This window comes from Pseudomonas sp. ArH3a (assembly GCF_022648765.1).
Classification (GTDB): domain Bacteria; phylum Pseudomonadota; class Gammaproteobacteria; order Pseudomonadales; family Pseudomonadaceae; genus Aquipseudomonas.
The window spans coordinates 2,506,018-2,527,500 of sequence record NZ_CP080330.1 but is presented as its reverse complement, the minus strand read 5'-3'; the positions used below and the strand labels follow the sequence as shown (position 1 = coordinate 2,527,500).

The window sequence follows — 21,483 nt, the reverse complement described above, 5'->3', positions numbered from 1 at the left end:
GGGGATTTCACATCCAACTTAACAAACCACCTACGCGCGCTTTACGCCCAGTAATTCCGATTAACGCTTGCACCCTCTGTATTACCGCGGCTGCTGGCACAGAGTTAGCCGGTGCTTATTCTGTCGGTAACGTCAAAACAATCACGTATTAGGTAACTGCCCTTCCTCCCAACTTAAAGTGCTTTACAATCCGAAGACCTTCTTCACACACGCGGCATGGCTGGATCAGGCTTTCGCCCATTGTCCAATATTCCCCACTGCTGCCTCCCGTAGGAGTCTGGACCGTGTCTCAGTTCCAGTGTGACTGATCATCCTCTCAGACCAGTTACGGATCGTAGCCTTGGTGAGCCATTACCTCACCAACTAGCTAATCCGACCTAGGCTCATCTGATAGCGCAAGGCCCGAAGGTCCCCTGCTTTCTCCCGTAGGACGTATGCGGTATTAGCGTCCGTTTCCGAACGTTATCCCCCACTACCAGGCAGATTCCTAGGCATTACTCACCCGTCCGCCGCTCTCAAGAGAAGCAAGCTTCTCTCTACCGCTCGACTTGCATGTGTTAGGCCTGCCGCCAGCGTTCAATCTGAGCCATGATCAAACTCTTCAGTTCAAACATCTTTGGGTTTTTAAGAAACCCTAAACTTGGCTCAGCAATCGTTGGTTACATCTTTGATTTCTCGCGGAGTAACTTGTGATGCTGATAATCTTGTTGACTATCAGTCTGACTCCACAAGCACCCACACGAATTGCTTGATTCAGTTGTTAAAGAGCGGTTGGTTAAGATCTTTCGTCTCAACCGAGGCGCGCATCCTACAGCAGCCTCACTTGCTGTCAAGTGATTATTTTCAGAAGTTTTCGAAGATTTCTTCAACAACTTCAACCACTTGCGCTTCCGATCTCTCGTTAGCGGGAGGCGAATTCTACAGCGTTACACGCTGCTGTCAACACCTCTTTTTCTCCGCTTTCGACCGAGAAGATCGAAACGTTAATAGAGCCAAACAACACTGCTCCACCAACTCCTTCTTGGCTTCGATGAACTGAAGCAAGCCGCTGTCGAATTCTGCATAACTCTTTGTTTACCAAGGAGTTTCCCGTTTCGACTGCGCCGGAAGTGGGGCGAATTATAGACTTCCAGAATCTGCCGTCAACCCTTAATTTGGATTTCCTATCAAACAGTCAGAAAACCTACACATCCCTTCTATATAGAGAGTCAAACAGAGCCAGCTGAGCAATATATTGCTCAAAACTCAACTGTTAAGCATCATAGGCCTTCTGCTTCTTCTCTACTATGACTTCGGACGAACACCCCCAATGAGCACCCCACCCCGCAGCCTGGCCTCGGCATTGTTTCCTGTCGGCCTGCTGTTGATCGCCATGGCCTCTATCCAGTCGGGCGCTTCGCTGGCCAAGAGCATGTTCCCCATCGTCGGCGCACAGGGCACCACGACCCTGCGACTGATTTTCGCCAGTGCGATTATGCTGCTTCTGTTACGCCCCTGGCGCGCCAAGCTGACGGCCAAGTCCCTGCGCACCGTCGTCATCTATGGCATGGCACTGGGCGGTATGAACTTTCTCTTCTATATGTCCTTGCGCACAGTGCCACTGGGCATCGCGGTAGCGCTGGAATTCACAGGCCCACTCGCCGTTGCTATCTACGCTTCGCGCCGAGCAGTGGACTTTCTGTGGATTGGCCTCGCAATCGCTGGCCTTCTTTTATTAATCCCAATTGGGGAAGCCAACAGCGGCATCGACTTGACCGGTGCAGCCTACGCACTGGGTGCCGGTGTTTGCTGGGCGTTGTACATCCTGTTCGGTCAGAAGGCCGGCAATGACAATGGCGTCCAAACTGCGGCTCTCGGTGTAATGATCGCCGCTTTGTTTGTCGCCCCCATCGGCATCGTGCATGCTGGCTCCGCTCTACTCACGCCCGCATTGATCCCCGTGGCTATTGGTGTCGCCATTCTCTCCACGGCCTTGCCCTACACCCTGGAAATGGTCGCGCTCACTCGCCTTCCTGCCCGCACCTTCGGCACCCTGATGAGTATCGAACCCGCATTCGGCGCGCTTTCCGGTCTGTTCTTCCTGCAGGAACATTTGTCCCTGGCACAATGGCTGGCCATCGCGTGCATTATTTTGGCCTCAGTAGGCGCCACACTGACGATGCGCAACGAATCCAAACCCTTGGTGCCGGCGGACTGATCATCTTTAAAGGTAGCTCTAGTATTTGCCGCTCATTTAGGCCATGTTTAAGTCGCAAACGAATGTCATTCATGGAGAGTTTCGACAAGGACGCCTGAACGCTACAATCGAGAGCGAGTAAAGCCTGCCTAGCGCCTTTTTGCGAAGCGGCTATTAAGGACGGGAATGAAGCGAATTTTGATACTGTTATTGGTCGTAGGCATTGCTGGCTGTGCAGCGACCACCAAAACAGAAGTGAAACGGGGCAAAAAAGGGCTGCATATCAACTGTTCCGGGCTGTCCTCCTCCTGGGACCAGTGCTACACCAGTGCAACCAATTCATGTGGTGCCAAGGGCTACCGGGTTATCGCCAAGTCGGGTGACAACTCCGAAGAACCTGGCGACTACCCTTTCGGCCTCAACCCTGCCGGCTATACCAGCCGCAGCATGATCGTCATCTGTAAATGACCGCCCGAGCAGTCAATTGCGACTGCTCCCCCTTCTAAAATTTCTGACATCGCCCCGGCCATTTTCGACGCTGCGTCTACACTCCTGCTCGACGACTGAGCAACGGAGTTACCATGACAGACAACCCGAAAATCGTACTGGTAGTGGGTGCCGGTGACGCCACCGGCGGCGCCATCGCCAAGCGCTTCGCCCGCGAGGGTTACATAGCCTGCGTCACCCGCCGCAGCGCCGACAAGCTGCAGCCCTTGGTGGACAGCATCCAGGCAGCGGGTGGCCAAGCTCATGGCTTTGCCTGCGATGCGCGCAAAGAAGACGACGTCATCGCGCTGATCGAGCAGATCGAAACCGAACTAGGCCCCATCGAAGCATTCGTCTTCAACATCGGCGCCAATGTGCCGTGCAGCATCCTCGAAGAAACAGCGCGCAAGTACTTCAAGATATGGGAGATGGCCTGCTTCTCCGGCTTCCTGAACGCGCGCGAAGTGGCCAAACGGATGGTCACGCGCAACCGTGGCACCCTCTTGTTCACGGGTGCGACAGCAGGCTTGCGCGGTAGTGCAGGTTTTGCTGCCTTCGCCGGCGCCAAGCACGGCATCCGAGCGCTCGCGCAAAGCATGGCGCGAGAACTCGGGCCCATGAATATCCACGTCGCCCATGTGGTGATCGACGGTGCCATCGACACGGACTTCATTCGCGACAATTTCCCACAAAAATACGCCCAGAAAGATCAGGACGGCATCCTCAATCCCGAACACATCGCCGACAACTACTGGTACCTGCACACCCAGCCCCGCGACGCCTGGACCTTCGAGCTGGACCTGCGCCCCTGGAATGAACCCTGGTAAGCACGCCTCCATAACAATAAGCAGCGAGCCTCGACCATGAGTAAAACCCTGGAATTCTTCTTTGACCTCGGCAGCCCCGCCACTTACCTGGCGTACACCCAACTCCCCGCCCTGTGCGCCGAAACCGGCACACAGCTGGTTTATCAACCAATGCTGTTGGGCGGCGTATTCAAAGCCACCGGCAATGCCTCACCGATCACCATCCCTGCCAAAGGTCGTTACATGTTTAATGACCTGGCGCGATACGCCCAACGCTACAACGTGACGCTCAAGTTCAACCCGCACTTCCCCATCAACACCCTGGTACTGATGCGTGCGGTGACTGGCATCCAAATGCGCCAACCCGAGCGTTTCCAAGACATCATCGACTGCCTGTTCCGCGCCCTATGGGTCGAAAGTCGTCACTTGGGCGATCCTGCTGTCGTGGCCTCGGTGCTGACCGAAGCGGGCTTTAACCCCGAAGAGGTGCTGGGCCTGGCGAATGACGAAAGCGTAAAAGCTGCACTCAAGGACACCACCGAACAAGCCATTCAACGCGGCGTGTTCGGTGCGCCCAGTATGTTTGTAGGCAACCAGCTGTTCTTCGGTCAGGACCGTCTGGATTTTGTGCGCGAAGCCCTCAGCTAGAGGTCGGCCAACGCAATCCAGATACCCGGGCCAAGGCGCTCGTCGAGTCTATCGTCGACGCCCTGGCCCAGCCCCCCCGAACTGCAGCCGATCAAATAGCCGCAGTACGCACCTGCAACCATTCCAGCGCGGCACCGCTGAGCAACGGGCTCAAACGCTCTCGGACCTCAGCGTGGTAGGCGTTGAACCACTCGCGCTCGTCCGCCGTCAGCAGCGACGGTTCCAGGCAACGGGTATCGATTGGGCACAAGGTCAGGGTTTCAAACTTGAGGAACTCACCAAACTCGGTCTTGCCCGCTTCACGGTTCAACACCAGGTTCTCGATGCGCACCCCCCAACGGCCTGGGCGATAAGTACCCGGCTCAATCGACGTAATCATGCCTGGCTGCATAGCCGTTTGCGGCGTAATGGCGGCCTGATAAGCGATCACCTGCGGGCCTTCATGCACATTCAAGAAATAACCTACACCGTGACCGGTACCATGGCCGTAGTCCACGCCTTCAGCCCAGATCGGCGCACGCGCAATGGCGTCCAGCAGTGGCGACAGAATGCCCTTGGGGAAGTGCGCGCGCGACAGAGCAATCACACCCTTAAGCACACGCGTGCAGTCGCGCTTCTGCTCTTCGCTCGGCGCGCCGATCGGCACCATCCGCGTGATGTCCGTGGTGCCGCCCAGGTACTGGCCGCCCGAGTCGATAAGCAGCAAGCCATCGCCTTCGATCAGCGCGTGCTCTTCTTCGGTGGCGTGGTAGTGCGGCATCGCGCCGTTGGCGTTGAATGCAGCAATTGTATTGAAACTCAGCGACACATAACCCGGACGACGGGTACGCGCGGCCGTCAGGTGTTCATCAATGGTCAGCTCGGTGATGCGCTCACGGCCCAGCGCACTGTCCAGCCAAGCGAAGAATTCGCACAACGCCGCGCCATCCTGCTCCATGGCTTGGCGGATATGCTCGGCGTCCGCCAGGCTCTTGCGCGATTTGGCCAGGGTGGTCGGGTTCAACCCTTCGACCAGCTTGACGCCGGCATCGAGGTTTTCCAGCAAACCGGCCGTCACCCGCGCCGGGTCGACTTGCAGGCTCGCGCCCTTCGGCACGGCACGCAGCGCATCCGCCACTTCGCTGTAGTCGCGCAGGGTTACACCGTCTTGCTCCAGCACCGTACGCAACTCGGCATCGACCTTACTAGGCGCCACAAACAAAGTGGCCTGCTGCTGGTTGATCAAGGCAAACGAGACAAACACCGGGTTGAACGACACATCGCCGCCACGCAGGTTGAACAACCAGGCGATGTCATCCAGGGTGGCGATGAAGTGCCAGTCGGCGCCCTTCTCTTTCAAACTGGCGCGCAGCGTGGCGAGTTTCTCGCCACGGCTGACGGTGGCCTGCGGCGGCAAGTGTTGATAGATCGGCTGGTTCGGCAATGCCGGGCGGTCTTGCCAGACCTCATTGAGCACATCGATATCGGTACGCAAACGCGCGCCGCGCTCTGCCAGCTTGCCGCCCAAAGTACGCGCCGAGGCCACGGCCATGACCGCGCCGTCCACCGCCACCACGGCGCCTTCCGGGGTTTGCTCGGCCAGCCATTCCAGCGGGCCGGGTTGGCCGGGCTGCAACTTCACCAACTCGATACCACTGCCCTTGAGTTCCTTGGTCGCCTGTTCCCAATAACGGCTATCGGCCCACACACCGGCGAAATCTGCGGTGACAATCAATGTGCCCACTGAACCATGGAACCCCGACAACCATTGTCGCCCCTGCCAGTAACCCGGCAAGTACTCGGACAAGTGCGGGTCGGCCGAGGGCACCAGCAGGGCGTGGATGCCCTCGCGGCGCATCAGTTCACGGGTATGCGCCAGGCGCTGGGGAACCGTTCCATGGGTCAAAGGCTGCGTACTCATTGTGTCTCCTGCTAACCACTAATAATTGTTATGGGTTGCGAATGTTAAATCAGACCGCCCAGAACGCCGGTGCACTGGCGAGGGCAGCCTTGATTAATTGCACCGCTTGGTCGATGTCCTGTTCGGTGGTAAATCGGCCCAGGCTCAAGCGAATGGTACGCCCCGCGCTGCGCGCGTCATGGCCTAGGGCCAGAAGCACGTGGGACGGCGCATTGCTCGCCGAGTTGCACGCCGAGGTCGCCGAGAAAGCGATGCCTGCACTCAGCGCGGCCGAATTGAATTCACCTTCACTGAACGTCAGGCTGAGAGTATGCGGGATACGCTGCGTGGCGCTGCCATTGAGGCGCACACCCGCCACCGATTCCAACTGATCGAGCAGACGCTGACGCAAGGCGACGATCGCGGCCTTTTCTTCAGCGAAAGACGCCGCTGCCAGAGCGAACGCAGTGCCCATGCCTGCAATCTGGTGCGTCGCCAGGGTGCCGGAGCGCAAGCCGCCCTCGTGGCCGCCGCCATGAATCTGCGCCAAGACTTTCTGCTGTGCCCGCGGGCCGACATACAGCGCGCCGATACCCTTGGGGCCATACAGCTTGTGCGCGGAAAACGACATCAAGTCCACCGGCCATTCAGTCAGGTTGATAGCCACTTTGCCGGCACCTTGCGCCGCGTCCACATGCAACAACGCGCCGTGTTCACGCACCCGCGCGCCGATGCCAGGAATGTCGTTCAAGGTGCCCAGTTCGTTATTCACCAGCATCAACGACACCAGAAAGGTGTCCTCACGCAAGGCTTCACTCACAGCCTCGGCGCTGATCAACCCATCGGCGTCCGGCACCAGGTAGGTCACGGCCACCCCGGCTTCCTGCAACTGCCGTGCGGTATCCAGCGTGGCTTTATGCTCGATCTGGCTGGTAATGATGTGCCCGCCCGCCACTCCACGCGCCTGGGCCACGCCCTTGATCGCAAGGTTGTTGGATTCAGTCGCACCGGAAGTCCAGACGATCTGCTCAGGGCTTGCCCCAACCAACTCGGCGACCTGGCGCCGCGCCTGTTCAACTGTTTGCCGGGCCGCTTGGCCGAACGCATGGGAACTGGATGCAGGATTACCAAAATTGGCATTGAAGCCCAGACACTCGACCATCACTTGGATGACCCGTTCATCCACCGGCGTGGTGGCAGCGTAGTCGAAATACAACGGACGTTTATTCATGACGTTTAAGACTCGCAGAGCGTATTCCCGAGAGCAACGTCTCAGGGGCATCAACCGGAACAGAGGTCGTCAGGTTTAACCGATCGAATGCCATTAAAGAAGGACCACTTTATTTAAATGTGCGTAGGAACGCTCCTGAAATTCAGCTTAACAGGCTGAAGTAGCCCCATGGCAAACAAAAAGCCCGAGGTTCCTTAAGGGAATCCTCGGGCTTTTTGCCGCTGAGCGCGGGCTCAACTGGGACGACCCTGCAGGGCCACACTGCGTTCGGCGTTCATTTCGCCATGGTGATCAAAGCCGAAGGGCTTGTGTGGCTGGCCCGTCAGTGCGGCACGCTGCTGTTGGTATTCATCAAATGACAGCCCGCGACGGCTCAGCGCCTCCAAGGCAAGCTGCTTGGTTTCTTCTGCGGTGTAGGGGCGCGACTCAGGTGACGGATGAGTCGCACAACCGGCGAGGACGGCGCTGACAACTATTAAGGAAACAGCCAGAAAGTGGTTCATGGTGAAGGCCCTGCGAAGGAGGTTTCGAGTCAATGAACACAGGCTACTCCCGCCCTTTCACAGTTAAAAATCATCGCCCGTGATAGTCGCTATCAACCGTTCAGACACCTGCGATAGCGAACCCTTGATATTCATTTAAGATCTATAAATATGGAAATACGTTCATTTACGGAATAACCGTAACCCTCTATAAATGGCCTCACGCCGAATCAACACTGTTCGCCACGCAACTGTTGCCCAGGCAACAGTCATTCAACAAAACACCAAGCAGCCAACAGCTTCACTTTTCAGCAGGGAACCTGCAGCCCACGCCAATCAAGGCTTTTAGCCGTTGGTACAGCTCTTGCTCAACACCTTGCACTGCACCCGCTACGTAGCCCTGTTGAAAAAGGAACTGTTCATGACCCGTCCCCTGAATGTCGTTGCCCTGTCCGGCGGAACCTGGCGCCCGTCGCGTACCCTGGTGCTGACCCAAGCCGTGCTGGCCGAACTGGCCACCCTGCTGCCGATCGAGACCACATTGATCGAACTGGGCGACATTGCCCGGCCCTTGGGCGGTGCCCTGTCGCGTGATGAGCTGCCGGCGCAGGTCGAATCGCAACTGTTGGCCATCGAACAGGCCGACCTGCTGATCGTCGCCGCACCGGTGTATCGCGGCTCCTACCCGGGCCTGCTCAAGCACCTGTTCGATCTGGTCGGTCTTAATTCGCTGATCAACACGCCAGTACTGCTCGCCGCAACCGGCGGCAGCGAACGCCACGCGTTGGTCCTCGATCACCAATTGCGGCCGCTGTTCAGCTTCTTTCAGGCACTGACCTTGCCAATCGGCGTGTACGCCACCGAAGCCGACTTCACCGACTACCAAATAACCAGTGAGCCCCTGAAGGGCCGTATACGCCTTGCCGCAGAACGCGCGGCGCCTTTGTTTGCCGCGCACTCTCCCTCTCTGCTAAAAATCGCTTAAGGATTTGTCATGGATGTTTTTTGGTTTCTGCCGACGCATGGCGACGGGCATTACCTGGGCACCACCCAAGGCGCGCGCCCGGTCACCCTCAATTATCTGAAGCAAGTCGCGCAAGCGGCGGACAACCTCGGTTACTACGGCGTGCTGATTCCTACCGGGCGTTCGTGCGAAGACTCCTGGGTGATCGCCTCGGCGTTGGTGCCGCTGACCGAACGTTTGCGTTACCTGGTCGCCATTCGCCCGGGCATCATCTCGCCCACCGTCTCCGCGCGCATGGCTGCGACACTGGACCGATTATCTAACGGCCGCTTGCTGATCAACGTGGTGACCGGCGGCGACCCCGACGAAAACCGTGGCGACGGCAGTTTCCTCGACCACAGCGAACGCTACGAAGTCTCCGACGAATTCCTGCAGATCTGGCGCCGCGTGTTGCAGGGCGAATCGGTAGATTTTGAAGGCAAACACCTGCGCGTGCAGAACGCCAAGGCCCTTTACCCACCGGTGCAGAAGCCGTATCCGCCACTGTACTTCGGCGGTTCTTCCGACGCCGCCCACGACCTGGCCGCAGAGCAGGTCGACGTGTACCTGACCTGGGGCGAGCCGCCCGCCGCCGTCGCGGAAAAGCTCGCGGATGTACGTGAACGCGCCGCACGCCACGGCCGCACCGTGAAGTTCGGCATTCGCCTGCACGTGATCGTGCGCGAAACCGAAGAAGACGCCTGGAAAGCCGCCGACAAACTGATCGAACACATCAGCGACGACACCATCGCCGCCGCGCAAAAATCCTTCTCGCGCTTTGACTCCGAAGGCCAGCGCCGCATGGCGGCCTTGCATGACGGGCGCCGCGACAACCTGGAAATCGCCCCCAACCTGTGGGCCGGCGTCGGCCTGGTACGCGGCGGCGCCGGCACCGCATTGGTAGGCAACCCACAGCAAGTGGCCGAGCGCATCAAGGAATACGCCGACCTGGGTATCGAGAGCTTCATCTTCTCCGGCTACCCGCACCTGGAAGAAGCCTATCGCTTTGCCGAACTGGTGTTCCCGCTGCTGCCGGAACCCTACGCGAGCCTCGCCGGGCGCGGCATCACCAACCTCACCGGCCCGTTTGGCGAAATGATTGCCAATGATGTGCTGCCAAAAACGAAGGCCTGAGTGCAGTGAAGCCTGCTTTATGTGGGAACTGCTTTTCTGTGGGAGCCGGGCTTGCCCGCGATGCAGGCGACGCGGTGTTTCAGTGAAACCGAGGTGACGCCATCGCTGCGGTGCGACGACTCGACAAGCCAGCTCCCACATTTGGGCTTCATTGCCAAATAGACATTGAGGAACACCGTGTGACAGCCAAACCCCACAGCGTCCTGCCCTCGCCGCTGCAAACCGCCAAACTGCTGGCCGCCGAGTTCGCCCTCACTGCCGTCGAGCGCGACGAGCGTGGCGGTACACCCAAAGCCGAACGTGACGCCCTGCGCCACAGCGGCCTGCTGGCCCTGAGCATTCCCACCCAATACGGCGGCCTCGGCGCGCGCTGGAGCGAAACCCTGGGCATCGTGCGCGAATTCGCCAAGGTCGACAGCTCCATCGCCCATGTCTTCGGCTTCCACCACTTGATGCTCGCCACCGTGCGCTTGTTTGCGCGCCCGGACCAATGGCAACCCTGGTTCGAACAGACCGCGCGTAAAAACTGGTTCTGGGGCAACGCCCTCAACCCGCTGGACACCCGTACGGTGGTCAAGGATTTCGGCGGCTGGCGTGAGTTCTCCGGCAAAAAAAGCTTCTGTTCCGGCGCCAGCGACTCGGAAATGCTCATTGCCTCGGCGGTGGATGAGAACGCCGGCGGCAAACTGCTGATCGCGGCCATTCCCAGCGGGCGCAGCGGCATCACCTTGCACAACGACTGGAACAACATCGGCCAACGCCAGACCGACAGCGGCAGCGCCAGCTTTGAACGGGTGCGCGTCGAGGAATCGGAATTGCTCCTCGACCCAGGCCCGCTGAGTACGCCCTTCGCCTGCCTGCGCCCACTGATCGCGCAACTGACGTTCACGCATATGTTTCTCGGGATTGCCGAAGGCGCCTTTGAAGAAGCACGCAATTACACCCTGACCGAAACCCGTTCGTGGCATAAATCCTCGGCCGTCGACGTGCGCCAGGACCCTTACGTGCTGCACCACTACGGCGAGTTCTGGGTCGCGCTGGAAGGCGTGCGCCTGCTGGTGGAACGCGCCGCCGAGCTGCTCGACCAGGCCTGGGCCAAAGGCCCCAACCTGAACGAACACGAGCGCGGCCAATTGGCGATTGCGATTGCCACCGCTAAGGTCGCCGCCACCCGCCAAGGCCTGGATTTGTGCAGCCGCCTGTTTGAAGTCACCGGCGCGCGGTCCACCCACGCCTCGCTGCGCCTGGATCGCCACTGGCGCAACCTGCGCACGCAAACCTTGCATGATCCGGTGGACTACAAACTCCACGAACTGGGGGACTGGGCCTTGAACCAGTCCCTGCCGATTCCAACGTTCTACTCCTAAGAGAGGTGCCCATGCAGCTGTTAACCCTACCGCCCTCGCCCGCCCTCGCGACCTCGATCCGCGCTACGGCCCAGGTCTTCGAAGACCCCAAATCCCAGGCGCTGCTCGACCACATCCAGCAAGTGGCGCCCAGCGAAGCCAGCGTGCTGATCATCGGCGAAACCGGCACCGGTAAAGAGCTGGTGGCGCGCCACATCCATAACCTCAGTGCACGGCGCAACCGGCCGTTTGTGGCGGTCAACTGCGGCGCGTTCTCTGAATCCCTGGTGGAAGCTGAACTGTTCGGCCATGAAAAAGGCGCGTTTACCGGCGCCCTCAGCGCCAAGGCCGGCTGGTTCGAAGAGGCCGACGGCGGCACCTTGTTCCTCGATGAGATTGGCGATTTGCCGATGGCGATCCAGGTCAAACTGCTGCGCGTATTGCAAGAGCGCGAAGTGGTGCGCCTGGGTTCGCGTAAGAGTATTCCAATTGATGTACGCGTACTGGCCGCCACCAACGTACAGCTGGAAAAAGCCATCAACGCCGGGCATTTCCGCGAAGACCTCTACTACCGCCTCGACGTGGTCAGCTTGGAACTCAGCCCGTTGCGCGAACGCCCCGGCGACATCCTGCCGCTGACTCGCCACTTCATCGAAGCCTACAGCCAGCGCTTGGGTTACGGCCCGATCACCATCAGCCGCGAGGCCGAGCACAAGCTCAAGAGCTACAGCTGGCCGGGCAATATTCGCGAGCTGGAAAACGTGATCCACCACACCCTGTTGATCTGCCGTAACGGCGTGATCGAACGCGATGATCTGCGCCTGTCGAACATGCGCATCGAGCGCCAGGACGACAGCCAGCACGGCACCGACAACAGCGCCGAAGCATTGCTGGCGCGCGCCTTTCAGAAGCTCTTCGAGGAACAGGCCGGCGCGCTGCATGAAAAGGTCGAGGACGCATTACTGCGCGCCGCCTACCGCTTCAGCCACTACAACCAAGTGCACACCGCCAACCTGCTGGGCCTGAGCCGCAACGTCACGCGCACCCGCTTGATCAAAATTGGCGAGTTGGCGGTGAACAAGCGCCGCCCCGGAGAAAACATGCAAGGCGAGCGCATGTTGCACCTATCCATTTAGGCGGCAGTGCAACGCATTGTCATGGCTGCGCTCAAAGCTGCGCAGCACTTGAAACGAACCGAAGGTCACCGCCGTGGCCTGATGGGCGCGGATCAGCGTCCAGAAGTCTTCCTCACCGTGCTCAAAGCATTTAAAGGCCGCCTCGCCCTCCTCGCGCGAGCGCCATTGCAGGTAATTGAGCACCCGCCGCCCGTCATCGCTGACCTGCACACTCGCATTGATAAAGCCGCCATGGCCCTGGGCCAGGCGCTCGCTTTGGGTCGACAACGCCGCCACCAGCGCCCGCTGCTGCTGGGGCTCGATCTGAAACTCGATCAATTGAGTGAAGCCGCGATTTTTCTCTGATACCTGCATGAACACTCCCCTCTTTCTGTAGGCAGAATCTTGCGATTCGATGCCACGCAGGGTAAAACCTCTAGTTAAGTCAAGGTCAAGCATTGTTTCGGAGTTTTTCATGCTCAACAAAGCACTCACCGTCGGCCAATTGGCCGCCCGCAGTGGCGTGGCCGTCACGGCCCTGCATTTCTATGAAGCCAAGGGGCTGATCAAGAGCAATCGCAATGCCGGCAACCAGCGGCGTTACCCACGGGATGTGTTGCGGCGGGTGGTGGTGATCAAGATCGCCCAGCGTTTGGGCATACCGCTGGCGACGATTGGCGAGGCCTTGCAAACGTTACCGAATGAACGCACGCCCACCGCTGAAGACTGGGAACGGTTGTCGGCCCTGTGGCGAGAGGACCTGGATCATCGCATCAACAAATTGATGCTGCTGCGCGACAAGCTCAGTGGCTGTATCGGGTGTGGGTGTTTGTCGTTGGAAGCGTGCCCGTTGCGTAATGAGGGGGATCAGCTCAGCGAGCGCGGGCCCGGGGCGCAGCTGTTGGAGCCCACCTAAAAACTGAAGTGAAAACCCAATCAATGTGGGAGCTGCCTTGTCGGATCGCCGCACCGCTGCGATGCAGACACCTCGGTCCATCAGGTACACCGAGTTGATGCCATCGCAGGCAAGCCAGCTCCCACATTAAATTGAGTTCAGTTTCAAATATCAGGTCGGCTGTCAGGCCGCCTTTGCTTTGCTTTTGATCTAACCACTCAGGTCGGCTACTAGGCCGCCGTGCTCTTGCTTTTGATCTTGATCTTGATCTTGATCTTAGGCGCCCCGTTAAACCACGCTGGCCGAACGCAGGCTTTGGAGCGTGGGTAAACCGGCAGGACGCCGGTTTAGCCGCGATGGGCCAAGGATGGCCCATCGCGGCGGCCCACGGTCCAAAGCCGGAGTGAGGGCATGCCGAGCCTAAGCGAGGCACCGAGTGGTGGGGCGAAGACTTTTTGGTTACTTTTGTGTCTTTACAAAAGTGACCCGCTGTAAGAGCGGAACCCATAGCAGCCGTTACCCAAATAACGGATATGTACCCAGCGCCCCCCCCCGCGACAACCAAAGCATTCAACCCCTAAAAAGATGTGTAGATACCTCCTATGCTGCGATGGCATCGCCACCGTGTATCTGTCAGACCGAGTAGTCTGCATCGCAGGCAAGCCAGCTCCCACATGAGTCCTCATTGTTTGAAATGATAGAGCCCGGCCTGCAGGCTCCTACACACTTCATGAACAACCCCTCCACGCTTTCCCCCTTGCCCCCGACGCCGGGTGATTCCAGGATGCAGCCAATCATCACAAGGAGCCATTCCATGTTCGCCGGATTCCAAAAAGACCAGTGCCACGTCAATGGCGTGGACATCAGCTACCGCCAAGGCGGTACAGGTCCCGGTCTGCTCCTGCTGCACGGGCACCCGCAAACCCACGTCATCTGGCACAAAGTCGCCGAACAGCTGGCCGAGCATTTCACCGTGGTCGCGGCCGACCTGAGCGGTTATGGCGACAGCAGCAAGCCGCCGGCCAATGACCAGCACACAAACTACTCGAAACGCGAAATGGCCCGCGACGGCGTCGAACTGATGCAGGCCTTGGGCTTCGATACGTTCTCGGTGCTGGCCCACGACCGTGGCGCCCGCGTTGCTCATCGCCTGGCGCTGGACCATCCAAAGGCGGTGCAACGCATGGTGTTGCTGGATATCGCGCCGACCCTATCGATGTACGCCCAGACCGATGAAGCGTTCGCCCGCGCCTACTGGCACTGGTTCTTCCTGATCCGCCCGGCGCCGTTGCCGGAAGCCTTGATCGAGAGCAACCCCGAGCTGTACCTGCGCAGCGTGATGGGCAGCCGCAGTGCCGGGCTCAAGCCGTTCACCGATGAGGCCTTCGCCGAATACCTGCGCTGCCTGCAACTGCCGGGCACTGCGCGCGGCATCTGCGAAGACTATCGCGCCGCCGCCGGCATCGACCTTGAGCACGACCAGGCGGACATCGACGCCGGCAACCCCTTGAACCTGCCGTTGCTGGTGATGTGGGGCGCCGAAGGCACCGTCGGGCGCTGTTTCGAGCCGCTTAAGGAGTGGCAGAAAGTCGTATATAGATAAAGCCCCCAATGCGTGGGAGATATTAGGGATGTAAGGTGTGCCATGAGGTGGAGTTTTTAACACTGTTTCGCCTCAGCGTGGACATCGGTGGATGGCCCATCATCATCTCTCTATCAAGGCTGTATGAAATACAAATTGGACATGGAACCGGGGATTTTTTTGGCTTTTTCCAGTTTCAAGTACTCGTTGAATTCATGATCCAAAGCCTCTTTGCTGGTGTATTTTTTGTGTCTTTTCGGCAACTCACATGCGTATATGTACAGACGCCATGCGTCGAAGCCGTCGACCCTTCCGTCAGGGCCATAATCAAAGTCGATACATATTCCGGATAGGTAAACACAGCAGCCAATTCCGTGCAGCTCGTAGGTGACATCACCAATAACCATACCGCACCGCGGTTTTTTTTGGATTCGCCACAGTCTGAGAATATTTTTAGTACCACATGAGTACTCAAGCAAGTCAGTCGCCTTTTTTACTTGCTCTAAATACTCAGCGATCAAATTTTCAAGCGTATGAGCTTTCATCGTCTTGGCCTATCCAACCTATCCAGTCCAACTGTATTTGACGCTTCCACCACGTCCTTGATGCTATTAAACACGCTTTGTGGCTTTCTATATTCTCAATCAATTTTATGGTGACGACCGTATGTGTTTGCCTTGCGGCTGCAGTTCGATGGGCCTTCAAGACTGGCTTTTTGGAGGTCGTCTTTCTAAGACTCGCTGGCTAATCGGTAGATATTGGCGAGATACTCACGAGGAAGTATTATTCCAGTTTCCGAAACGAACGCTGACTCATTAGTTTTTATTCACAAATATTTGCGAAGTCAATATCGCCCTCAAATTAAAGGCATGCGATCCATGTCATCGGTTCCGGCACGATGTAGGTGTGCTGAGGAAATTCGGAGATGATTTTGACCGCCTGACGCAGGTCTTCATGATCGACTGAATAACCCTTCGAGCATGCGTCGCCGACGAAGTACAGCTTATCGTTGGTTACTTTGTTGATCTCTTCGGTCAGTAACGATAGGGCCACGTCTGAGGTTTGACGTCCAAAGTTGATGCTGTTTTTTTAACGTGCTCCAGGCAATTTGGCTCCCTGAGAAAGGCATTGTCTCATTGATGCAATCGACTATCGCATCATGCTCAGCCTCAGAAAGAACGGTGAATTTTATATTGAGTTTTTTAAAGCCTTTAATCAGTCACCCATCAAAATAGTTCATTTTTTTCGCGCCTTTTGGTCAGTTTATGTACCATTTTTTAGTTTGCACTTAAGAGATAATTCGGCATTTTCTGCTTGGCAGACCAGACATTTATATGAGTGCCACCTCTATCGTCTCGCAGCAGCCCCAGAACTATCGAAGCGGTTTTGGCTGTTCAAACGCGAGGCCCTTATTGGGGCTGCTTCGCAGCCAAGCACGAGCACACTCGTTGTGCCCACAGTTTACGATTTATTCGGTTATTTCTAAGTTGTAACGCTTAAGGCACTCCAGCAGCACTTTCATAAATTGTCTTTTATCAAAGATTTCATCATTAAAATAAGTGTCAAAAAGATAAAATACAGATTCGAAATCTTCATCTGCATCTAGAAAACGGCTTAGCGTGTCGACATACCATTGACGATCCTCTGGCTTATAAGATAAGTACTCTGGCTTAGTTAGCCCATCAAAAAGCTCAGACAGTTCTTTTTCATCGTTTATGTCTTTTGAGACGATGAAACATTCTCTGTCTGGGTCGTCGTAATTCTCAATGCAATAAGTGAAAAGTAAACTTCTGAGTATTGACAGCTTTGGTGGTCGCTTCATATTAGAACTCCGTGAACGCGGTAATTGGATTTCCATCTTTATCTAGAATTACTCTGGCTTTCGTTTGCTTCCCATATTGAAGGTTTTGTTTTTTGTAGCCTTCTCCAATTATTCTTCCCATTTCCATGGGCTCTCGGGAGGTTTCTAGATTGGTGCGGCGGAAAATAAGTTGTGCGCGATAGATCGCATTTAGCTGGTCCCTATGGCTGAGGAATCGAGTTGCTGCACTCGGTATTTTGGGTTCCCCTTTCTTTTTGCCATCTAAGTATCTTTCGATTACCCCTGTGCTAGGGTTTTTTGCCGTTTGCACCCTTTCATGTTGAGAGTCCAGCGTAGTTTGTGCCCCATGCTTTTCCAGAAAGTGCGCGTTTGGATGTGCTGTTTCAATTTCTTCTAAACGCCGGTGCGCGCTTTTTTCTGCAATCTCATCAATTCTCGCCTGTCGCTCTACGCGTGTCAGCTGCGGTAAAGCGGGTTCCCCGTGTTCAACCCCTGCTTTCGGATTTTGAACAGAACTGTCTGGCTTGCATCCATCCGCGCCGGGACATGTGTTCAGGCCTAGCGGATCTACCCATCCCGTAGGGTTGGGCACGTACTGGTATGCGTTGATCCCACCTGCCAGCTTCACCGGGTCGGGAGTCAGGTAACGACCAATATCTGGATTGTAGTAGCGATGGCGGTTGTAGTGCAGCCCGCTTTCCGGGTCGAAGTATTGGCCTTGGAAGCGCAGCGGGTTGTCGACTTTATTTATGTCGAGGCGACTGATTTGGCCATAGGCGCGGTAATGCGCGGACCAGACGATTTCGCCGTCAGGTGCCGTGAGTTCTTGCGGGGTGCCAAGGTGGTCGAGTTGGTAGTGGAAGGGCTGGGTGTCTTTTGGACCAAAGCCTTCCAGCAGTGCCAGCGGACGGAAGCTGTCCGGTTCGTAGAGGTAACTGCGATGGCGATCTGCGTGATGTTCCGCAATCAGCTTGTCGCCTTGCCAGAAAAACTCTGTGGTTATGCCGTCAACAGTTTTGCTGATACGCCGACCAAACGGGTCGTAGCGGTAGCTGGCGGTTTGGCCCTTAGGTTGAGTGATACCAATCAGCCGGTGTTGGCAGTCGTAGCGGTACTCGGTGACGAGTTTGTGGCCCTTACCGCGCCTTTGGCGGATGAGGTTGCCAAAGGCGTCATAGTCGTAATGATGATCGCCCTGGATCATCAACCGATTCCCCGCCACGATGTCCGGGCCGGGGCGGTCTTGCATTAGCAAGTTGCCCGCCGGGTCATGGCCGAAGCGTTCCTGCACGTCTTGCGAGTGGTCGGCCCGAGTCAGGCGGGCGAGCGGGTCGTAGTGGTAGTGGTGTTCTCCTTTGCGCGTATCTAGCAGGCGGGTCAGGTTGCCGGTTTTGTCGTAGTCGTAGTGGCGACGGTAGAGGTCATGGTTTTCTTGAGTCACCGCGTGGGCGTGCAGGCGGTTTTGCTCGTCGTAGTGGTAGTGGCTGAGGAGCTGGCCTTGTTGGCGTTGATGCTCGCGGCCGGTTTTGAACAGGTGTGAGGTGAGGGTTTTGCCATTCAGCTCGACGGTGGCGAGGTGGCCGCCTTTGTCGTGGTTGAAGGTGAGGCGGTTGTTGTCTGGTAGGCGCAGGCTTTTCAGCTGGCTGCAGGCGTCGTAGCCGTAGCGCAAGGTGCCCCAGCCTTGGTGTTCGGCGGTGAGGCGGTTTTGCGGGTCGTATTCGTAGGCTAGCGCCCAGTGGCCGTCGTCGACGCTGAGGAGGTTGCCCTGGCGGTCGTAGGCATAGTCAACAACACAGCCGTCGGGTAGGGTTTTTCGTACGAGGCGGCCGGAAGGGTCGCGCTCGTAACGGGTAAGAAGCTGACTGCCGTCGTCGCCGTGTTCGGTCTTTTCCAGCAGGTTGCCGTTGAGGTCGTAGACGTAGGTCGTGCGCTGGCCGTCAAAGCCGATTTCTTGCTGGATCAGCCCGTTGAGGTGGTAATCAAGCTGGTAGGTTTCGCCAACTTCATTTTCGATCTCTGTCAGCAGCAACCGGGCGTTGTCGTAGCGGTATTTGACCTGGGTGCCGTCAGAATTAATGCGCCGGCTTATCAGGTGCAGGCCGTCGGCGTATTCGTAGCGGGTGACGTGGCCGAGTTCATCGCGTTCGGCGGTGATTTTTCCGTAGGGGTTGTAGCTGTATTCCCGCGTGGCGCCGCCTGGAAGTAGGACGCGAATCAACCGACCTACACCGTCCCGTTGATACTGGGTCAGGGCGCCATGTTCGTCCTCAAGTGCCGTCTGTCGCCCAAGATCGTCATAGCGATACCGCTTGATACCGCCATTCGGCAGTTGTTCTTCAACGAGCTGCCCACGCTCATTCCAAACCAGCCGGTGACAACCGTTATCTGGGTACCAAACCCCAATCAGTTGCCCGTGTTTGTTGTACGTATAGTCCGTAACGTGGCCATCAGGATCAGCCTTACGCGTAATGTCGCCCTGGTCATTACGCTCATATTTCCAAACCGCTTCACCACGCCGTACGACCCGTACGAACCCGTTGTCATGCTCGTAGGAAGTCGGCTCATCCTCTCCAGGAAACATCGCCACCAAGCGTCCGGCTTCGTCGTATTGATACGCCGTCACCGCCCCCAGCGGGTCCTGCTCAACCGTCAGCCGGCCCTTGGCGTCATAGGATTTGAAATGCTCAGCGCCGTCCGGATCAATGCGCTGCACCAGCCGCGCCCACTGGTCATGGACATAAACTTCCTGGCTACCATCCGCGTTGTGAACCGTAACCTTGCCGCCGTCTTCCCACACATACCGCGTGTCCATCTGCGAAAAGCTGGCCCAATGCCGGACACACCGCGCCGCTTTACCAGCCCGTTCCCACTCCCAAAAGAAACTCGCCCCACCGGCCAACTGCCGCTCAAGAATGACGTGCTGATCGTCGTACCGATAAACCTCGCTTTCACCTACGGCATTGGTCGCTGAAACCAGTCGTCCAGCCTCGTCATAACCGTAGGAAACGACGTTCTGCTCGGTCACCCAAACATACGGCTCACGCCCTTTGGCACGATGAACCTGATAGTCAACGGCAACAATGCGACCGAGTTCGTAGCGTAGAAATAGCGACCGACCCGCACCGTTATCCAGCCGCTCAACCCGCCCCAAGCGATCACGAGAAATCCGCAGCCGGTTGTCATACGCATCGCTGATCGCCGTCAGCACACCGCCGCGAAAGTGATAAAACCGTGACGCCTGAGCCAGCACCAATTCATCAGGCAGCGACCCCAAGTAAATCGCCGCTTCCGCCAAGCTGTTGGTAATCGCGGGCCTAGCCACAGTAGGCAACGGAAACTCAGTACTGCGGTTCTCATGATCCGTCCAAACCACCGAATCACCGTCCACCACCAACCGCTGCGCCAGCGAGTGACTCCAACCAAACCCCAACCCACAATCCACTTCCACCGCACTGGTGCGGTACAGCCGGGTCCACTCAAATGGCAAAATCCCATCCAACGCGCCATCGGTAAGGGTCAGCAATTCCTCGCCGGTCACCATCGACACTGGGCAGCCATTAGTGGCCGTTTTATCCGCAGGCGCCGCCGCATCTCCCTGCGGATTCTTCGCAGCGACAGGCACATCATCGACATGTTCCTGGCGCACCAACGCCGTCTTCTGCGTCTTGCTGCGAACCGCTGGCACCGCGTTCGTAACCAGGTTCTCCCCAGCCTTCAACGGCGCACCCGCCACCGTGTTGATCGACGTCGCCGGCCCTGCGAGCAATATCGGCTTAGCCGCCTCAACATGGGCATCCAGGCGAGATTTGCTGAACTGGCTGGCCATGTGTTCCAGCCACTCGCGCGCTCGGCGAGACTTGATGCCGCCCAGCACCTTGGTGCTCAGGCGTATCACAATACCCATGCCGGCAGTCGCAAGGCCCAGCAGCACGTTGATCAGTACTTCGACGCTGATCGACCCCAGCAACTCATTCATATACGGCGGCGGCATCATCCGCATCCAACTGACCATGGCCGCCAAGTAGATGAACAGCAGCGGCTCATCGCTCAGCACCAGCAGGCCTTTGGCGAGGGTTTCGGCGCTGACCCTCAGCAGTTTTTCGAGCTCGGCCTGTGACAGGTAATGCAGCAGCTTTTCGGCGTTCGCCAGTGGGTGAGCCAGCCACTCAACCAGCTGTTTGAGCGTGTCCCAAAGCGAGTACAGTGCATCGCCAAAGCCTTTGGCATACGCCTGGTGCAGCGAGAGATAGCGTTTGAGGAAATTTGCCTCGGCGTAGTTCTTCCACAGCGGCGCAAAGGTGCCGTTCCACTCACTGCGCAGCCAATCTTCCAGCGGTGCAATGACCGACTGATAGGAGGCATGCAGCGCCTTGAAGTGTTCTTTGGAAACGTTGGGGTAAAAACTGACTCGGTACTTCTGGTTACGATCACACTCGGTGATTTCCAGAATGCCGCTGGGCCCGATGGTTTTATGGATGGGTTCGCCCAGCGGGCCACCGTTGGGGTCGACACGTTGTAACACCACGGGCGTGTTGCCAATGGGCACGAATCGAGCACTCTGGAACATATGCACCAAGGTCAAGGTGCCGTCTTGCTTGCACGCTGCAACGGTGGTGCTGGGCAGGATAGAGCGATCGATCGGCGCGACGAGCGCCACCTCATTCCCGACTTTGAATACCTGCTCGACATCCAATGCCGAAAAGCTGAAAAAGCTCTCCGCCCAGGCGTCGTAGGTATTGAGGCAGCGTCTGAAATCGCTGAGAACGGATTCGACGTCGCGCGTCTTTGAATCCATGGCGGCCAGCACCAGAAGGCCAATAGCTTGGCTGGTGGCGGCGATCAAAAGACAGCCCCAAAAACTAGGGCTTTAACGGAAAA

The 21,483-nt window shown here is 57.5% G+C and carries 18 protein-coding genes and 1 rRNA gene (1 of these 19 only partly in view); 10 read left to right on the top strand and 9 right to left on the bottom strand.

Annotated elements, in window-relative coordinates; genetic code table 11:
* A 16S ribosomal RNA gene (locus K0P33_RS11500) occupies nt 1-608 on the bottom strand (it extends 929 nt beyond the left edge of the window).
* Nucleotides 609-1,309: 701 nt separating this feature from the next.
* On the opposite strand from K0P33_RS11500, the gene rhtA reads away from it, so the two are divergent.
* The 4 genes from rhtA (at nt 1,310) to K0P33_RS11480 (ending at nt 4,116) form a co-directional block, all read left to right on the top strand.
* On the top strand, nt 1,310-2,197 hold the full coding sequence (gene rhtA / locus K0P33_RS11495; RefSeq protein WP_094953515.1) for a threonine/homoserine exporter RhtA: 888 nt from the start codon (nt 1,310-1,312) through the stop codon (nt 2,195-2,197).
* A 165-nt stretch (nt 2,198-2,362) separates the two neighbouring features.
* Entirely contained in the window at nt 2,363-2,644 is a 282-nt protein-coding gene (locus K0P33_RS11490) for a hypothetical protein (protein WP_094953514.1), read from the top strand.
* Between the two features lie 113 nt (nt 2,645-2,757).
* Nucleotides 2,758-3,489, top strand: coding sequence for an SDR family oxidoreductase (locus K0P33_RS11485; protein ID WP_094953513.1), 732 nt, complete (start codon nt 2,758-2,760; stop codon nt 3,487-3,489).
* A gap of 36 nt (nt 3,490-3,525) precedes the next feature.
* Nucleotides 3,526-4,116 (top strand): 2-hydroxychromene-2-carboxylate isomerase, encoded by a 591-nt coding sequence (locus K0P33_RS11480; protein WP_094953512.1) that lies wholly within the window; start codon nt 3,526-3,528, stop codon nt 4,114-4,116.
* Nucleotides 4,117-4,207: 91 nt separating this feature from the next.
* On the opposite strand, the gene K0P33_RS11475 is transcribed toward K0P33_RS11480, so the two are convergent.
* The 3 genes from K0P33_RS11475 to K0P33_RS11465 all read right to left on the bottom strand — a co-directional run bounded on the left by K0P33_RS11475 (nt 4,208) and on the right by K0P33_RS11465 (nt 7,729).
* Complete coding sequence (locus K0P33_RS11475) at nt 4,208-6,016, bottom strand: aminopeptidase P family protein (protein WP_094953511.1); 1,809 nt, start codon at nt 6,014-6,016, stop codon at nt 4,208-4,210.
* A gap of 49 nt (nt 6,017-6,065) precedes the next feature.
* Nucleotides 6,066-7,226 carry an aminotransferase class V-fold PLP-dependent enzyme gene (locus tag K0P33_RS11470; protein ID WP_242155273.1) on the bottom strand — a complete coding sequence of 387 codons (1,161 nt, stop codon included), beginning with the start codon at nt 7,224-7,226 and terminating at the stop codon, nt 6,066-6,068.
* 233 nt (nt 7,227-7,459) lie between these two features.
* Complete coding sequence (locus K0P33_RS11465; RefSeq protein WP_094953509.1) at nt 7,460-7,729, bottom strand: hypothetical protein; 270 nt, start codon at nt 7,727-7,729, stop codon at nt 7,460-7,462.
* A gap of 400 nt (nt 7,730-8,129) precedes the next feature.
* Between K0P33_RS11465 and msuE the strand changes: the two genes are divergently transcribed.
* The 4 genes from msuE to K0P33_RS11445 all read left to right on the top strand — a co-directional run bounded on the left by msuE (nt 8,130) and on the right by K0P33_RS11445 (nt 12,327).
* Nucleotides 8,130-8,693 carry an FMN reductase gene (gene msuE, locus K0P33_RS11460; RefSeq protein ID WP_242155272.1) on the top strand — a complete coding sequence of 188 codons (564 nt, stop codon included), beginning with the start codon at nt 8,130-8,132 and terminating at the stop codon, nt 8,691-8,693.
* A gap of 9 nt (nt 8,694-8,702) precedes the next feature.
* Entirely contained in the window at nt 8,703-9,845 is a 1,143-nt protein-coding gene (gene ssuD / locus K0P33_RS11455) for an FMNH2-dependent alkanesulfonate monooxygenase (RefSeq protein ID WP_094953508.1), read from the top strand.
* A gap of 179 nt (nt 9,846-10,024) precedes the next feature.
* Nucleotides 10,025-11,212: an acyl-CoA dehydrogenase family protein gene (locus tag K0P33_RS11450; RefSeq protein WP_242155270.1), complete on the top strand. Its 1,188-nt coding sequence runs from the start codon at nt 10,025-10,027 to the stop codon at nt 11,210-11,212.
* Between the two features lie 11 nt (nt 11,213-11,223).
* Nucleotides 11,224-12,327: a sigma-54 dependent transcriptional regulator gene (locus K0P33_RS11445; protein WP_094953506.1), complete on the top strand. Its 1,104-nt coding sequence runs from the start codon at nt 11,224-11,226 to the stop codon at nt 12,325-12,327.
* On the opposite strand, the gene K0P33_RS11440 is transcribed toward K0P33_RS11445, so the two are convergent.
* The gene (locus K0P33_RS11440; protein ID WP_242155268.1) at nt 12,316-12,681 is read right to left on the bottom strand and encodes an antibiotic biosynthesis monooxygenase; all 366 of its coding nucleotides are present in this window, start codon (nt 12,679-12,681) and stop codon (nt 12,316-12,318) included. The two genes, K0P33_RS11445 and K0P33_RS11440, sit on opposite strands and share 12 nt — an antisense overlap.
* A gap of 100 nt (nt 12,682-12,781) precedes the next feature.
* On the opposite strand from K0P33_RS11440, the gene soxR reads away from it, so the two are divergent.
* Both soxR and K0P33_RS11430 read left to right on the top strand, forming a co-directional pair.
* Nucleotides 12,782-13,222, top strand: a complete 441-nt coding sequence (gene soxR, locus K0P33_RS11435) for a redox-sensitive transcriptional activator SoxR (protein ID WP_094953504.1) — start codon at nt 12,782-12,784, stop codon at nt 13,220-13,222.
* 793 nt (nt 13,223-14,015) lie between these two features.
* Complete coding sequence (locus K0P33_RS11430; RefSeq protein WP_347341852.1) at nt 14,016-14,804, top strand: alpha/beta fold hydrolase; 789 nt, start codon at nt 14,016-14,018, stop codon at nt 14,802-14,804.
* A 113-nt stretch (nt 14,805-14,917) separates the two neighbouring features.
* Here K0P33_RS11430 and K0P33_RS11425 read toward each other — a convergent pair whose 3' ends face one another.
* The 4 genes from K0P33_RS11425 to K0P33_RS11410 form a co-directional block, all read right to left on the bottom strand.
* Nucleotides 14,918-15,328 carry a hypothetical protein gene (locus K0P33_RS11425; RefSeq protein ID WP_242155266.1) on the bottom strand — a complete coding sequence of 137 codons (411 nt, stop codon included), beginning with the start codon at nt 15,326-15,328 and terminating at the stop codon, nt 14,918-14,920.
* Nucleotides 15,329-15,644: 316 nt separating this feature from the next.
* Nucleotides 15,645-15,836 carry a hypothetical protein gene (locus K0P33_RS11420; RefSeq protein ID WP_242155265.1) on the bottom strand — a complete coding sequence of 64 codons (192 nt, stop codon included), beginning with the start codon at nt 15,834-15,836 and terminating at the stop codon, nt 15,645-15,647.
* A 415-nt stretch (nt 15,837-16,251) separates the two neighbouring features.
* A complete protein-coding gene (locus tag K0P33_RS11415) occupies nt 16,252-16,605 on the bottom strand; it encodes a hypothetical protein (protein WP_242155264.1) in 354 nt (117 codons plus the stop codon).
* Nucleotide 16,606: 1 nt separating this feature from the next.
* Complete coding sequence (locus tag K0P33_RS11410) at nt 16,607-21,400, bottom strand: RHS repeat-associated core domain-containing protein (RefSeq protein WP_242156031.1); 4,794 nt, start codon at nt 21,398-21,400, stop codon at nt 16,607-16,609.
* Between the last annotated feature and the right edge of the window lie 83 nt (nt 21,401-21,483).